The 13,090-nt window shown below is 70.0% G+C and carries 13 protein-coding genes; 5 read left to right on the top strand and 8 right to left on the bottom strand.

All coding sequences use genetic code 11. The features are described 5' to 3' along the window. Nucleotide 1: 1 nt before the first annotated feature. Entirely contained in the window at nucleotides 2–418 is a 417-nt protein-coding gene (locus CSR00_RS00740) for a roadblock/LC7 domain-containing protein (RefSeq protein ID WP_099020463.1), read from the bottom strand. Beyond that, entirely contained in the window at nucleotides 415–3,219 is a 2,805-nt protein-coding gene (locus tag CSR00_RS00745; RefSeq protein WP_099020464.1) for a sensor histidine kinase, read from the bottom strand. The genes CSR00_RS00740 and CSR00_RS00745 overlap by 4 nt, the downstream gene beginning before the upstream one ends. Before the next feature lie 283 nt (nucleotides 3,220–3,502). Here CSR00_RS00745 and CSR00_RS00750 point away from each other — a divergent pair, with 283 nt between their 5' ends. Then, nucleotides 3,503–3,967: a tRNA (cytidine(34)-2'-O)-methyltransferase gene (locus CSR00_RS00750; protein WP_099020465.1), complete on the top strand. Its 465-nt coding sequence runs from the start codon at nucleotides 3,503–3,505 to the stop codon at nucleotides 3,965–3,967. 3 nt (nucleotides 3,968–3,970) lie between these two features. Here the strand turns inward: CSR00_RS00750 and CSR00_RS00755 are convergent, their stop codons facing one another. After that, nucleotides 3,971–4,387, bottom strand: coding sequence for a MarR family winged helix-turn-helix transcriptional regulator (locus tag CSR00_RS00755; protein WP_099020466.1), 417 nt, complete (start codon nucleotides 4,385–4,387; stop codon nucleotides 3,971–3,973). Nucleotides 4,388–4,447: 60 nt separating this feature from the next. Here CSR00_RS00755 and CSR00_RS00760 point away from each other — a divergent pair, with 60 nt between their 5' ends. Both CSR00_RS00760 and CSR00_RS00765 read left to right on the top strand, forming a co-directional pair. After that, on the top strand, nucleotides 4,448–5,134 hold the full coding sequence (locus CSR00_RS00760) for a class I SAM-dependent methyltransferase (protein ID WP_099020517.1): 687 nt from the start codon (nucleotides 4,448–4,450) through the stop codon (nucleotides 5,132–5,134). A 105-nt stretch (nucleotides 5,135–5,239) separates the two neighbouring features. Beyond that, the gene (locus CSR00_RS00765; RefSeq protein ID WP_245905755.1) at nucleotides 5,240–6,070 is read left to right on the top strand and encodes a class I SAM-dependent methyltransferase; all 831 of its coding nucleotides are present in this window, start codon (nucleotides 5,240–5,242) and stop codon (nucleotides 6,068–6,070) included. Between the two features lie 110 nt (nucleotides 6,071–6,180). Here CSR00_RS00765 and CSR00_RS00770 read toward each other — a convergent pair whose 3' ends face one another. Beyond that, the gene (locus CSR00_RS00770; protein WP_099020467.1) at nucleotides 6,181–6,414 is read right to left on the bottom strand and encodes a hypothetical protein; all 234 of its coding nucleotides are present in this window, start codon (nucleotides 6,412–6,414) and stop codon (nucleotides 6,181–6,183) included. 184 nt (nucleotides 6,415–6,598) lie between these two features. On the opposite strand from CSR00_RS00770, the gene CSR00_RS00775 reads away from it, so the two are divergent. Both CSR00_RS00775 and CSR00_RS00780 read left to right on the top strand, forming a co-directional pair. Beyond that, nucleotides 6,599–7,297, top strand: a complete 699-nt coding sequence (locus tag CSR00_RS00775; RefSeq protein WP_245905756.1) for a response regulator transcription factor — start codon at nucleotides 6,599–6,601, stop codon at nucleotides 7,295–7,297. After that, on the top strand, nucleotides 7,294–8,760 hold the full coding sequence (locus CSR00_RS00780; RefSeq protein ID WP_245905757.1) for a sensor histidine kinase: 1,467 nt from the start codon (nucleotides 7,294–7,296) through the stop codon (nucleotides 8,758–8,760). The genes CSR00_RS00775 and CSR00_RS00780 overlap by 4 nt, the downstream gene beginning before the upstream one ends. A gap of 10 nt (nucleotides 8,761–8,770) precedes the next feature. On the opposite strand, the gene CSR00_RS00785 is transcribed toward CSR00_RS00780, so the two are convergent. From CSR00_RS00785 to CSR00_RS00800, 4 genes are all read right to left on the bottom strand, one after another. Further along, nucleotides 8,771–10,270, bottom strand: a complete 1,500-nt coding sequence (locus tag CSR00_RS00785; protein ID WP_099020469.1) for a DUF3500 domain-containing protein — start codon at nucleotides 10,268–10,270, stop codon at nucleotides 8,771–8,773. Between the two features lie 211 nt (nucleotides 10,271–10,481). Then, a complete protein-coding gene (locus CSR00_RS00790; protein WP_099020470.1) occupies nucleotides 10,482–11,204 on the bottom strand; it encodes an MIP/aquaporin family protein in 723 nt (240 codons plus the stop codon). Nucleotides 11,205–11,413: 209 nt separating this feature from the next. Then, nucleotides 11,414–12,298 carry a DUF4436 family protein gene (locus tag CSR00_RS00795; protein WP_099020471.1) on the bottom strand — a complete coding sequence of 295 codons (885 nt, stop codon included), beginning with the start codon at nucleotides 12,296–12,298 and terminating at the stop codon, nucleotides 11,414–11,416. Nucleotides 12,299–12,433: 135 nt separating this feature from the next. Further along, nucleotides 12,434–13,075 carry a nitroreductase family protein gene (locus CSR00_RS00800; protein ID WP_099020472.1) on the bottom strand — a complete coding sequence of 214 codons (642 nt, stop codon included), beginning with the start codon at nucleotides 13,073–13,075 and terminating at the stop codon, nucleotides 12,434–12,436. Between the last annotated feature and the right edge of the window lie 15 nt (nucleotides 13,076–13,090).

A 13,090-nucleotide genomic window follows, 5' to 3' on the forward strand; every position in this document is an offset into this window, starting at 1 on the left:
CTCACGTAGCCGGCGCCCGGCGCCGCTCGGTGGACACCGTCGCCCCGACGCGTTCCACCAGCAGCGCCATCTCGTAGCCGACCTGGCCGATGTCGCAGGACTTCGACGCCAGCGCCGCCAGCTGGGACCCGTCGCCGACGCCCATGATCAGGACGTAGCCGTGGTCCATCTCCACCACCGACTGCAGCACCCGGCCGCCCTCGAACAACTCCGCGGCCCCCGCCGAGAGACTGGCCAGCCCGGACGTCACCGCGGCGAGCTGGTCGGCGCGTTCGGGGGGCAGGTGCTCGCTGGAGGCGACGAGCAGCCCGTCGACGGAGACCAGCACCGCATGCGCCACGCCGGGCACATCCCGGGCGAACTTCGACACCAACCAGTCCAACGGGTTGTCCTGGGGCGAACTCGACGGGTGGCTCATTGCTGATCGGATCCTCGGTTCGTGTTGTGGGCATGCGACCGCGCCGCGCGCACGCCGCCGAAATGGTTGCTCATCGAGTTGCGGATCGCGTCGGGATCCCGGTCACTGCTGTGCCGCCCGGACGGCTCGGGAGCCCCGCCCGGGACCAGCCGCGCCCCCGGTTCCCGCACCGGCAGGCCCGAGTCGGTGTGCTCGTCCACCGGCCGGGTCTCGGCCTCCGCCGCGGCGGCCCACCCGTTGTCCCACACGGTTTTCCAGTCCTGCGGTAGGGCGAGCTCGTGCGGGTCGACCAGCCACTCCGAGAGCATGTTCTGGTAGATCAGGTCGACACCGGAGGCGGTGGGGTGCGGGCTCAGTTCGTCGGCCAGCCGGCGCATGTCCGACAGGTCGATCGTCGGGGTGTCCATGTCATCGGTGTGCTCGCGCCCCTCCGGAGCGGTGCCCTCGCGCCCCTCCGGAGCGGTGTCCTCGCGCCCCTCCGGAGCGGTGCCCTCGCGCCCCTCCGGAGCGGTGCCACCGGCGGCGGAGGGCCCGGCCGGCACCCGCTCGACCCGCTCCGGAACCGCGGGTCCGGCCGGCGGCCGTGGCGCACCCTGACCACGTGCACGGCGCCGCGACCCGAAGAACCCCGAGGTGTCGGCCGGCGGTCCCGGCTCGGCGGCACCCGGGCGGGCGCCGACGTGCTGGTGCCGCGGCCCGCCCCACCACTGCTGCGCGTGGTCGGGGCGCTCCGGCGCCCCGGTGATCCCGCTGGAACCCGGGCTGCGGCGCGGCAGCAGCCCGGCCGGCTCGCCGCTTCCCGCCCCGGTGGGTGACCCCGCGGTGGGTGACCAGGGGCGCGCCTCGGGCTGCCCGGGTCCGGAGCGGGCGGACGACTCCGCAGGGGCGGGCGCGGCGAACACCTCACCGGCCATGCCCTCCACGAGCCCCGGGGGCACGTGGAGTTCGGCGGTGGTTCCCCGGCCCGTGGGCGCAGCCAGCAGGCGCACGGTCATACCGTGCCGTCGGGCCAGCCGGCCCACCACGAACAAGCCCATGTGCCGGGTGCTGTCGGGGGTGACCTCGCCGCCGGCACCGAGCCTCGTGTTGGCGATCCTCAGGTCGGCCTCGGTCATGCCCAGCCCGGCGTCGTCGATGTCGATGAGCACTCCCCCGTCGCCGGTGTGCACGGCACTGACCCGGACGGGCTCGTCCGGCGGGGAGTAGCGCAGTGCGTTGTCGATCAGCTCGGCCAGCAGATGCACGGCGTCGGCGGCGGCCACGCCCGCCAGTGAGCAGTCGGGAACGCTGCCCGTCTGCACCCGTTGATAGTCCTCGACCTCCGAGGCCGCGGCGTTGACCAGCGACGCCAACGGCACCGCGGCGCCATGCTCGCGCCCGGCGCCGGCCCCGGCGAGCACCAGCAGGTTGGCACCGTTGCGGCGCATCCGGGTGGCCAGGTGATCCAGCCGGAACAGGCTGTCGAGGCGCTGCGGGTCGGCCTCGTCGCGTTCCAGCTGGTCGATCAGCGACAACTGCTGATCGACCAGCGACCTGCTGCGACGCGAGAGCGTCTCGAACATGTCGTTGACGACGACCCTCAGCCGCGCCTCGTCCCCGGCCAGCAGCAGCGCACGCGCATGCAGCTCGTCGACGGCGTGGGCGACCTGACCGATCTCCTCGGTGGTGTGGATGGGCAGCGGGGCGGGTTCGCGTTCGTCACCGGCCTTGACCCGGTCGATCTCGGCCGGCAGTTCCTCGTGGGCGATGGCGAGCGCGCCGTCGCGCAGCCGGCGCAGCGGACGGGTCAGCGAGCGGGCCACCAGCACCACCACGGCCAGCGCGATCAGCAGCGCGGCCAGCACCAGGGCGGCGTCGCGGATGGCACTGTTGCGCTGGGCGGTGGCCTGCTCGTCGATGGTGTCGGTGATCGATGCCGTGGTGTCGGCGATCAGCTGCCGCGCGATGGCGTCGGTGGCATCGATCGACTGCAGCAAATCCGGGTTACCCAGCAGGGCGACGGCGGGATCGGCCATCATCGTCAGGCGCCGCACCATCTGGGAACGCAGGGTGTTGGCCTCCGCCGAGGCGCCGCCGAGCAGTTGGGACATGCCGATGACCGTCTGCGGCTCGGTACCGGCCAGCGTCGTCATCGCGTTGCGCAGGAACGGTTCGGGCAGCGCGGAGCCGCCCTGGATCAGCATGCGTTGCATCGACATCTGACCGTGCGAGCCGACCGCGCGGGCCAGCCCCGTGGCCTGCAGGCGCAGCTCCTCGTCGTCGACCCGGACCGAGCCGGTGATCGCGGTCTCGGCGGTCAGCAGCAGCGGCGCGAAGTCGAGCACCTGCTGGCGGATGTCGGCGGTACCGGCCATCGCCTCGTCGAGCACCCCGGCACCCATCGTCAGCAGGGTCGTCACGGCCAGACGCACGTTGGGAACGACGCCGGTCTCGGCCAGCGCGCCCTGCAGGGCCGCGCGGCTCTCGTCGAACTCCGATTTGGCCTGCGCGACATCACCGCCGGCGGCGTTGACGACCAACGCGTTCTCCAGCCCGGCCATGTAGTCGCTGATGAAGGGGACCAGGCCGGCGCGGTCGGCGGCCACCCGCAGATCGCGCGCATCGACGGCGCTGGAATAGATGCGCAGGCCGCCGAACACCGCGGCCAGCAGCAGCGGAACCAGCGCGATGGCGAAGACCTTCCAGCGCACCGGCCAGTTCGCCGGCGCCCACCGGCGCGGCCGCGTGACCACCGCCGGGCTCGGCTGCGGCGGCCCGCCCGGACCGGGGTGATCGGCTTCGGCCCCGTCGAAGAGCGTCATCGCACAGCCCCCGGCATCCGGACCGCGGGTCCGTTGGCCCGCCCGCCGGTCCCGGCGCTGTTCTGTGCTTCCGCCTGGTTCATAGACTTTTCCGGACTTTCCCGCTCGGTCGATTCGCCCACGGAGGTACGGGGGCGCAATCCGCCTGGCAATTCGAGCAGTATGACAGTCCGGGACTGGCGGTTCCACAGTTCACCCGCAACGGAAGCCCCGCGCCGATGCGCCACATCGCACGACCGGTGACATCGAGCAAACTCCCGGCGGGGCCTGGGATCATCGTGGGATGTTCCGGGTTCTGTTCTATTCGCCGCGTATCGCGCCCAACACCGGCAACGCGATCCGTATGGTCGCCGCCACGGGCGCCGAGCTGCATCTGGTCGAGCCACTCGGATTCGACCTGTCCGAACCCAGGTTGCGCCGCGCCGGGCTGGACTACCACGACCTGGCCTCGGTCACTGTGCACGCCGATCTCCCGACGGCGTGGGCGGCGTTGGGTCCGGGGCGGGTGTTCGCCTTCACCGCCGGGGCGACCCGCTCGTTCGCCGACGTCGGCTACCGACCGCACGATGTGCTGATGTTCGGACCCGAGCCCACGGGCCTGGACGCCGCGACGCTGGCCGACCCGCACATCACCGACCAGGTGCGGATCCCCATGCTGGCCGGGCGCCGGTCGCTGAACCTGTCCAACGCCGCGGCGGTGGCCGTCTACGAGGCCTGGCGCCAGCACGGATTCGCCGGGGCGACCTGAGGCTCAACCCAGTGCCGTCAGGATGCGCCGGAAATCCCGGCGATCCTGGGCGTCGAGGACCGAAAGCACCCGCTCCTCGGCCTGCGGCGTGCCGGAGTCGATGTCTGTGAGCAGCGCGGCGCCCCGGCCGGTCAGCTTGGCGGGCAGGGAACGCCCGGAGGCCACGGTGTCGGGGCGGCTGACCAGCCCCCGCCGCACGAGTCCGCGCAGCACCGTATTCATCGCCTGCGGGGACACTCCGGCGTCGCGCGCCAGTTCGGCGTTGGTCTTCCCCGGGGACTGCGAGACCATCCGCAGGCAGATGTACTCCGGGAAGCTGAGCCCCAGCGGTTCGAGCACCGTGCTGACCAGCTCGCTGCGCAGCGCCGCAGCCACCCGGTAGAGCAGGTAGCCCAGCGGCTGCTGACTGCCGGCGTTCATGTCAGGTATGTTGACATATATCAACCACGTTGATAAACCGGGTGTATGACCGAGCCGAAGATGACCGAGCCCAGTGAAGCGATGTTCGAAGCGGCCTACCGGGGGGAGGCTCCGGAGATCGGCGACGGCGGTCGCCCGCCCTGGAGCATCGGCGAACCACAGCCCGAGATCGCCGCACTGATCGAGGCCGGCAAGATCCACGGCGAGGTCCTCGATGCCGGCTGCGGCGAGGCCGCGGTGTCGATGGTGCTGGCCGAACGCGGCTTCCGCACCGTCGGCCTGGACGTGTCACCGACCGGCATCAAGCTGGCCCGCGAGGAGGCGGCCCGTCGGGGGTTGACCAACGCGACCTTCGAGGTGGCCGACATCAGCTCCTTCACCGGCTACGACGGCCGCTTCGGCACGATCATCGATTCCACGCTTTTCCACTCCATGCCGGCGAGCCTGCGCGAGGGCTATCAGCAGTCGATCGTGCGGGCGGCCGCACCCGGCGCCTCGTATATCGTGCTGGTCTTCGACCGCACGAACATGCGTGGCGACGGTCCGGTCGTCGGCGTCACCGAGGACGAGCTGCGCGATGTGGTGGGTAGGTACTGGACCATCGACGAGATCAGGCCCGCCCGCATCCATGCCAACATCCCCGACGCGGCCGGCGAGAACGCCCCGCCGTTCGGCGACATCCGCCAGGAGGACAGCGGGCGCAAGTCGGTGGCCGCCTGGCTGCTCACCGCACACCTGCCGGAGTAGCCGTCGTCCTGGGCGGTTCGGACGGGGCCGCCCGAATCGCCGGCCGGGCGTGACGCACGCTCTACCATTGACGCCATCTGGCGGTCCGGCAGGCAGGTGTGCGCGGTGCACGAAACTCCCTACGTGTTGGGCCACTCGGATCACGAGCTGGGCCGCTTGCGGCGTCAGGCGGCGATGCTCGACTCCACCACACGCGAATACCTGCTGTCGGCCGGTCTGACACCGGGGATGCGTGTCCTCGACGTGGGAAGCGGCGCCGGCGATGTCGCGTTCCTCGCGGCGGCGCTCACGACACCCGGCGGCACCGTGCTCGGCACCGACACGGCGGCGGCCGCGGTGGATGCCGCCTCGGCGACCGCCGCCGCCCGGGGCCTGTCCGAAGTCGTGCGGTTCCGGCCCGGCGACCCCGCCGAACTGACCTTCGACCAGCGATTCGACGCGATCGTCGGCCGCTACGTACTGACCTTCCAACCGGATCCCGCGGCCATGATCCGCCGACTGGCCCGGCACCTCGCACCGGGCGGCATCATCGTTTTTCACGAACCGGACTGGCGCGCCATCCGGTCCTCTCCGCCCGCGCCGCACCACGACCGCTGCTGTCGGTGGGTGCTCGAGACCCTGGACCGAACCCGGACATCCTGGAACATGGCGGATCGACTGCACGGCGCCTTCACTGAAGCCGGAATGCCGGCCCCGACGTTGAGGATGCGGACCTTCATCGGATCCGGCACCGCAGCGCAGACCTGGCTGCGCGCCCTGGTCGACATCGTCGAGACACTCCTTCCTGCGATGGAGGCACAGGGCGTGGCCACCGCGGCCGAAGCCGGACTCGGCACCCTCGCGCAGCGACTGATCGACGAGGTCGAGCAAACCTCGTCGACGGTGATCGGGCGCTCCGAGGTCGGGGCGTGGTGCCGCGTCGCCGACACCACCTAGACCAGCCCGGACGGACCGATCGTCATCGGCGCTCACGGCCCACACTCGCAGTACTGCAACGGGTTTGCCGTGGCCGAACGACTCCGAACCTCCCGGGCCGTGCCGAACGGTCACCGGTGATAGTGGCCGCCATAGCCGTACCAGTACGGGGACCAGCCGTAGGCCCGCACCTCGGGCGACGTCTGCAGACTGGCGCTGCCGTTGGACTGGCACAGCGTGGTCCGGCTACTGAGGTTCGAACACGTCGGGGTGGCCTGCGCCGCCGACGCGATCGGGGCGACAGCCAGCGACACCGCGCAGATCCCGCCGGCGGCCAGCGCGGCGATATGACTCTTCTTGATCATGATCAACAACTCCTTCGTCGTTGGGCCACTGGAGAACTCGATGCCAGTCGGCGGTTCTCCGGCGTCCCTTTCGGTTTGCTACGTTGCCGACGCTCGTCGGCGACACTGAAGCGAACCTGAAGAGAGCCCGATCAGATCGCTTCTTTCAGCCTCGCTTCAGGTCTGGGCGAGGACAATGCATGGTGTGTCCAACCAGCACGGCAAAGGCGCCGGCCCCCCGCGGGTGCTCATCGTCGAAGACTCGGTCGCGATTCGCGAGATGGTCGTGGAAGCGCTCGCCGACGCGGGCTATGTCAGTGGCGGCCGCACCCACGGCGGTGGACTCGAGGATGTGCTGGCGGCGTTCCGGCCGGACGTGGTGGTGCTCGACGTGATGCTGCCGGGTCGCGACGGGTTCGCCCTGATCGATGTGGTGCGCGGATACGGCGATGCCGGAATCGTTCTCCTGACGGCACGCGACGCCTTGGCGGACCGACTGCGCGGGCTCGACAGCGGCGCCGACGACTATCTGGTCAAACCGTTCGAGATGGCCGAGTTGCTGTCACGGGTTGCGGCGGTACTGCGGCGCCGGGGCCGGGTCTCCTCGGCTATCCAGCTCGGTGACCTGGTCCTCGACATGGACGCTTCGACGGCCAGCCGGGCCGGGGCGGTGCTGGATCTGACGGCCACCGAGCTGCGGCTGCTGTCCTATCTGGCCGATCAGCGTGGACGAGTGGTCAGCAAGGATCAGATCCTTGCCGCGGTGTGGGGCTATGACGCCTACGACCCCAATCTCGTCGAGGTCTACATCAGCGCGTTGCGGCGCAAGCTGGAGACCCATGGCCCACGCATGCTGCACACCGTGCGCGGCATCGGCTATCGACTGTCGGCGGGCGAGCGGTGAGCCCGGAAACCACGCCCACGCCGTCACTGCACCGGCGCGTGACCGTCGCCGCCGTCGGCCTCATCGCCGTACTGCTCATGCTGGTCGGCGTCCTGTTCGACATCGCCTTCGGTGCGCGCCTGACCGACGACCTCGACGACGAGCTGGCCGACCTCTTCTACGACGCGCCGGCCCTGGTGAAGCTGGGCCTCGGCCCACAGGAACTGGTGGACGTCCTGCAGGAAACCGATTTCCGGGTCCAGCTGATCGCCGCCGACGGCACCCGCTACGGCGATCCACAACTGGTGCCGGCGGACAAACACCTACACCCGTTGCCCAGGCCCGTTCCGATCGACACCGGGGCGCACACCCCGTTGCCCTGGGGCGACCTGCCGAGCCTGAAGGTGACCGGCGTCCTGGCCGATGGATCGCTGCTGACGATTCAGGCCGACACCAGCGGCATCAGCCGCACCCGCGCCGTCATGAGGCGCAACATGCTGATCGGTGCGGCGATCACGCTCGTGCTGGCCGCCGTCGTGGTGCGTTTCACGGTGGGGCGGGCGCTGTCTCCGCTGCAGCGCCTGACCACCACCGCCGACGGCATCACGCTCGGTGACCGGGGCCGCCGGCTGCATCCCGACCGGCCTCGTACCGAACTCGGACACGCCGCGGCGGCGTTCGACCGCATGCTCGATGCGCTGGAATCCGCCGAGCAGAACGAAAGGGAAGCCGCCGCGGTGGCGCGTCGCGCCGAGGCGCAGGGGCGACGTTTTCTCTCCGACGCCGCCCACGAGTTGCGGACCCCGCTCGCGGGAATCCAGGCGGTCGCCGATCAGCTCGTCGCCGGTGTCGCCCACCACTCCGATGCGCCCGACGGTGCGGACGGCGCGCGGGCGCGAACTCAGCGGCACGCCGAACTATTGGGCAATGAAACCCGAAGAGCTGCAAGGTTGGTCAACGACCTACTCGACATCGCCCGCATCGACGCCGGCCTCAGTCTGCGCCCCGAAGGCACCGACCTCGCACGCATCGTCGCCGACGAGGTGGATCGTGCGGCGATGCTGGCACCCGATGTCAGCATCGAGCACACGGGCGAGCAGGAGCTCCGCATCGACGCGGACCCGACCAGGGTCGCGCAGATACTGTCCAATCTGCTCGACAACGCCCGCCGCCACACCCCTCCGGGCGGTCGGATCCGAGTGCACCTCCAGACCCTCGACGGCACAGCGCAAGTCACGGTCACCGACACCGGGCCCGGTGTTTGCGAAAGCGACCGCGAGCGGATATTCGACCGACTGGTCCGCCTCGACGACGCCAGAGACCAGGACTCCGGTGGCGCGGGACTCGGTTTGCCGATAGCCCGGGCGCTCGCCGAGGCGCATCACGGCTCGCTGATCTGCCTGCCCGGCGGTGGCGGTGCCACGTTCCGGCTGTCACTGCCGCTGCACCAGCCGGCGCCGCGCCCCGGCACGGCCGGCGACTGAGCCCACCGAGTCACCGCGACGGCGTCGTGTGGTCGGTGTGGTGATGGCGGCGCATCGGGTCTTCCCAGTCGAACCGCAGATCGCGCAGCATCGTGTGCAGGTGGTTGCCCGTGACCGCCGGGTCGTGCTGGACCGAGAATTGGTTGCTCTGAAGAACCTCCAGAAGCAGGTCATCGACCACGGCGTAGGTGTAGTGGTGTGACCCGAACGCCTCCAACTCTCCCCCGGCCCAGGACAGCGTCAGGCTCGCGCCGTCTCGGACGGCGCTGTCGAAGCGGGCCAGACAGGCGTCACCGACAGTGGGATTCATGGCCCCGGTGTAGAAGGCGAAGGCCTGCCGGAGGTTCCACAACGCGGGTTCGCTCAGATCGGCGGCATCGATCTCGATGTGCGGGTACCCGGCGATCGCCTGCCGGTCCACCGTGGGCGACAGCGCGGCGATCATCGAGGAGGCAGGCGTGTCGAGCAGCAGCGGCGGCGCCTGGGTCATCAGGTCGGCGCCGATGAACGCCTGCCGGCGCGCCGCCTCCGGGAGGTCGCGCCAGAACTCGCGAAGGTGGTGAACGACGCCCAACATCAGCACCTGGCCGGTTGTCCAATGCCACTGCTTGTCCTTGTCGTCGGCCCCGAAGGGGGCCTCCGGGACGATCATCGGGAACGCCCCGAAGAACAGCGGCGTGGAGTGCACGTCGACCCCGCCGTCGGCGGTCTTCCGAAACGTCAGATTGAATGTGATGTGGTGTCCTTCGAACCGGACGGCCCATGCATCGTCGCCGGGGTTCCCGAAGATCCCGATCGTGTAGTTGACGAACTGTTCGTAGCGCGCCTCCAGACCGGGCGGCAGGCCCCAGCTCCAATCGATCTCGGTGCCGGTGCCGAGAAACTCCTTGGCCCCGCCGACGACGGGGTACCACGGCGCGGACGGATCCGGGTTGGGCGCCAGGTCGAACACCGATTCGGCACCGCGGGCGGTCGGATCGGCGTCGAGGATCCTGCGGATGACGTCGCCGTCGCCCACGTCCTCCATTTCACCGATGACCCGGTTGCGGTTCACGACGGCGAGCAGGGCTTGGTAGCCACCGGCCGACATCGCCCGATTCAACAGCGCGTGCGCCGCGGTGCGCTGCGGTGCCGGCATCGAGCCGATCGTGACTCCCCACCCCAACGGGCACCACTGCAGGACCGCGCAGAAGGCCTCGGTCTGGCTGGTGTCCTGTCCGCGGGTGCGCGCCGCGCTGTCGAAGGGCATGACAAGCTGAGCGCGCTGCGTTTCCGGGGTGACGGCGATGAGGTGCCGGGCCGCCCGGGCGACGTCGGCTTCGAAGTAGCTCGTTGCGTCGCCGCGCTGTGACGCCGCGCCGGCACCGTCGTCCCCGGCTTGATGCTCCTGGGAGCAGGACAGTGCCGACCCGGCCACGGTCAGCGCCGCGAGTGTGCCCAGCCCGCGCAGAGCGCTGCGCCTCGATCGGTCGACAGCCCACGGGTGGTCGTCGTCGGACTGGCTGGCCACGCTCGCACCGCCTCTGCGATAGCGCGAATCGGTGTTCTCCGGCGAAGTCTACGATTTCCACACTGCGCTCGTGCCTGCTTGGCGCGCACCGTGCCGATCTCTGCGTGGGGATTCGGCAGTGCCGCAACGACGACGAGGCTCTCCTCCCGCCGATCGCCGGTCAGGAGGAGAGCCCCGGGGGTGCGCGCGTGTCAGGTTCTCCGTTGGCTTCTCACTTGTCGTCGGGGTTCAACGCCCGGAACGCCAGGCCCGCGGCGACACCGGCGATGATCTGGGCCGTGAAGTACACCGGCAGCATCGGCAGGGTGAACAGCCCCATCGCGGCTCCGCCGAGCATCACGGCGGGGTTGAACGCGGCGCCCGACACCCCGCCGACCGCGACCGCACCGGCAGCCACGGTGAAACCGATGGCCAGCCCGTAGAACGAGTTGTCGGGGTGGTCCTTGCTGGTCGCGACGTTCAGCACGACGTAGCACAGGACGAAGGTGAACAGCAGTTCGGCGACGAATGCGGCCATCAGCGCGTGCCCCGACAGGCCGGTCGCCGCGGTCTGTCCGGCGGGCACGACGGCCAGCACGGCTCCGGCGCCGATCAGGCCGCCGACGAACTGGGCGATCCAGTAGCCGATCGCCTGGCGCGTGTCGATCCGGCCGCGCACCAGCGCGGCCACCGTGACCGCGGGGTTGTAGTGGGCGCCCGAGATGTGGCCCCCGGCGTAGATCATCGCCATCAGTACCGCGCCGATGGCCAGCGGCGCCAGCATGCTGCCGCTGCGGACACTGGCCCCGACGGTGAAGACCAGAAACAGTGTGCCGATCGCTTCGACGATGTAGCGCCCCACCGTGACGGGCAGATGGACGCCGACGCCGGCGGACCGGGCGGCGACGGTCGGGCGGGTCTCGACGGTGGCTGCGGTGGTGTCGGATGCGGTCATGATGGAAGCTCCTTTCGTCGACGACCGCTGGAACCAGACTCTCCGGCGGCGCCTGTCGGTTACTTGCGGTGTCGACGTTCGTGGGGCTACCTGAAGCGAACCTGAAGCCGGCGCCTCGGCGGTGTTTCCTTCAGGATCGCTTCAGGGAAGCGACGGGGAGCGAAACAGCCGGCCTCCGGGCCGACCCGGTCGGCTCCGGCGCCGTCAGGTCAGTCGCTGTGTCGGGCCCAGCCGACGATGAAGATGACCATCGCCGTGACCAGGGAGATGAGCACCCACAGCACGCCGAACTCGTCGAAGAGGATTCCGGTGGGAGGGTTCTCGGGGAACACCTCTCGGATCGGGATGACGGCGAACAACATCACCGCGAACCAGGCGACCATCGGCGGCTGGAACTTCTTGGCGCCCCGGGCGATGTTCACCGCGACATAGAGCGCCAACGGCGGCAGCGCCAGCAGAACGAGGCAGAGTCCGAGCGCCATGGCGATGGTGACACGCGACCTGGAGAAGGTGATGATGGCGTCGTCGTCGGCGCGATGGTAGGTGCCGGCCGGACCCATGTGGTTGTGCCCGATCTCCCAGCCGTAGATCGCGCCGGCAACCTCCATGCGCGCCGGGACAAGTCGCCGCGCATCATCGGAGCCGGCCGTGACGCTGGCGGTGATGGGCGACGTCGTATAGGTGTCGAACGGGTACCTGTTCGTGTCGCCCCACGCCCACAGGGAGACGGTGACGACCCCCGGTGCGGTCCCCTCGGAATAGGTGAACTCACCCAAACCGGTCGATGCGTACACCTGCACCGTCATATCGGTGTTGAGCAGCCCGAACTCGGGGTCGATGAACTCGGCGCCCGGAAGCAGCAACACCTCCGCCCTGAACCTGTCCTCGACGGCACGGATCGTGGTGGGCTGGAGCAGGATCACCGTCTCGCGAGTGCCCGCCAAGTCCTCGGTCTTCGGCGTCGGCGACGAACGGTCCAGTGCGAAGTACCCGATCAACATCAGGCCGAGGTAGATCGCGATGATGACCACCACGGCGACGATGCCCGGGGAGACCCGCGCCTTCCGGACAGTTCGCGAGACTGGCCCGTCCACCGCGACATCGTAACGTCATCGGGGGCACGGCAGATGGCGGTTGACACCGACGGTTGACACTGGCGGCTGACACCGACGGCTGACACTGGCGGTTGACACTCTCGCGGCGCCGACACCGCATCGCGCCCGCCCCGGCTACCAGGTGTTCCAGTGGGTGAGCTGCTCGGCGGGCAGCCGCTTGGCCCGCTTGAAGTCGGTGCCCTTGGTGTAGGCGATCGGGAACAGGCCGCCCTGGGCGTAGTCGTCGAACGGGATGCCCAGCACCTCGGCGGCCCGCTTCTCGCCGCCCTCCACCAGGTGCAGCGTCGTCCAGGCCGTGCCCAGCCCGCGGGAGCGCAGCGCCAGCATGAAACTCCACACCGCGGGCAGCAGCGAGCCCCAGTAGGACGCACTCATCCCGGACGACACGCCGTCGGGGCGACCCTCCAGGCACGGGATCAGGAAGACCGGCGCCTCCTCGAGGTGCTCGTTGAGGTATTTCGCCGAGCTCAGCACGGCGTCCATCTGCTGGTCGCGCATGTCCCCGCGTTCCGGCTTCGGCAGATCCAGGTAGGGCGTCGCGTTGGCGCGGTAGATGTCGGCCAGGGCCTTCTTCGTGGCGGGGTCGTCGACGAAGACCCACTGCCAGCCCTGGGCGTTTGATCCCGTCGGCGCCTGCAGGGCCAGGTCCAGACACTCCATCAGGACCTCGCGCGGGACCGGCTTGTCGAAGTCGAGCCGTTTGCGCACCGAGCGGGTCGTGGTCAGCACTTCATCGATGGACAGGTCGAGGGTCATACCCGCAGGCTACAT

Origin of the sequence: Mycolicibacterium palauense (assembly GCF_002592005.1) — a bacterium.
Classification (GTDB): domain Bacteria; phylum Actinomycetota; class Actinomycetes; order Mycobacteriales; family Mycobacteriaceae; genus Mycobacterium; species Mycobacterium palauense.

Bases quoted from the DNA above. Each gene is read 5' to 3' on its own strand.
- CSR00_RS00740 (WP_099020463.1), bottom strand. From the start codon at position 418: ATGAGCCACCCGTCGAGTTCGCCCCAGGACAACCCGTTGGACTGGTTG.
- CSR00_RS00745 (WP_099020464.1), bottom strand. From the start codon at position 3,219: ATGACGCTCTTCGACGGGGCCGAAGCCGATCACCCCGGTCCGGGCGGG.
- CSR00_RS00750 (WP_099020465.1), top strand. From the start codon at position 3,503: ATGTTCCGGGTTCTGTTCTATTCGCCGCGTATCGCGCCCAACACCGGC.
- CSR00_RS00755 (WP_099020466.1), bottom strand. From the start codon at position 4,387: ATGAACGCCGGCAGTCAGCAGCCGCTGGGCTACCTGCTCTACCGGGTG.
- CSR00_RS00760 (WP_099020517.1), top strand. From the start codon at position 4,448: ATGACCGAGCCCAGTGAAGCGATGTTCGAAGCGGCCTACCGGGGGGAG.
- CSR00_RS00770 (WP_099020467.1), bottom strand. From the start codon at position 6,414: ATGATCAAGAAGAGTCATATCGCCGCGCTGGCCGCCGGCGGGATCTGC.
- CSR00_RS00790 (WP_099020470.1), bottom strand. From the start codon at position 11,204: ATGACCGCATCCGACACCACCGCAGCCACCGTCGAGACCCGCCCGACC.
- CSR00_RS00800 (WP_099020472.1), bottom strand. From the start codon at position 13,075: ATGACCCTCGACCTGTCCATCGATGAAGTGCTGACCACGACCCGCTCG.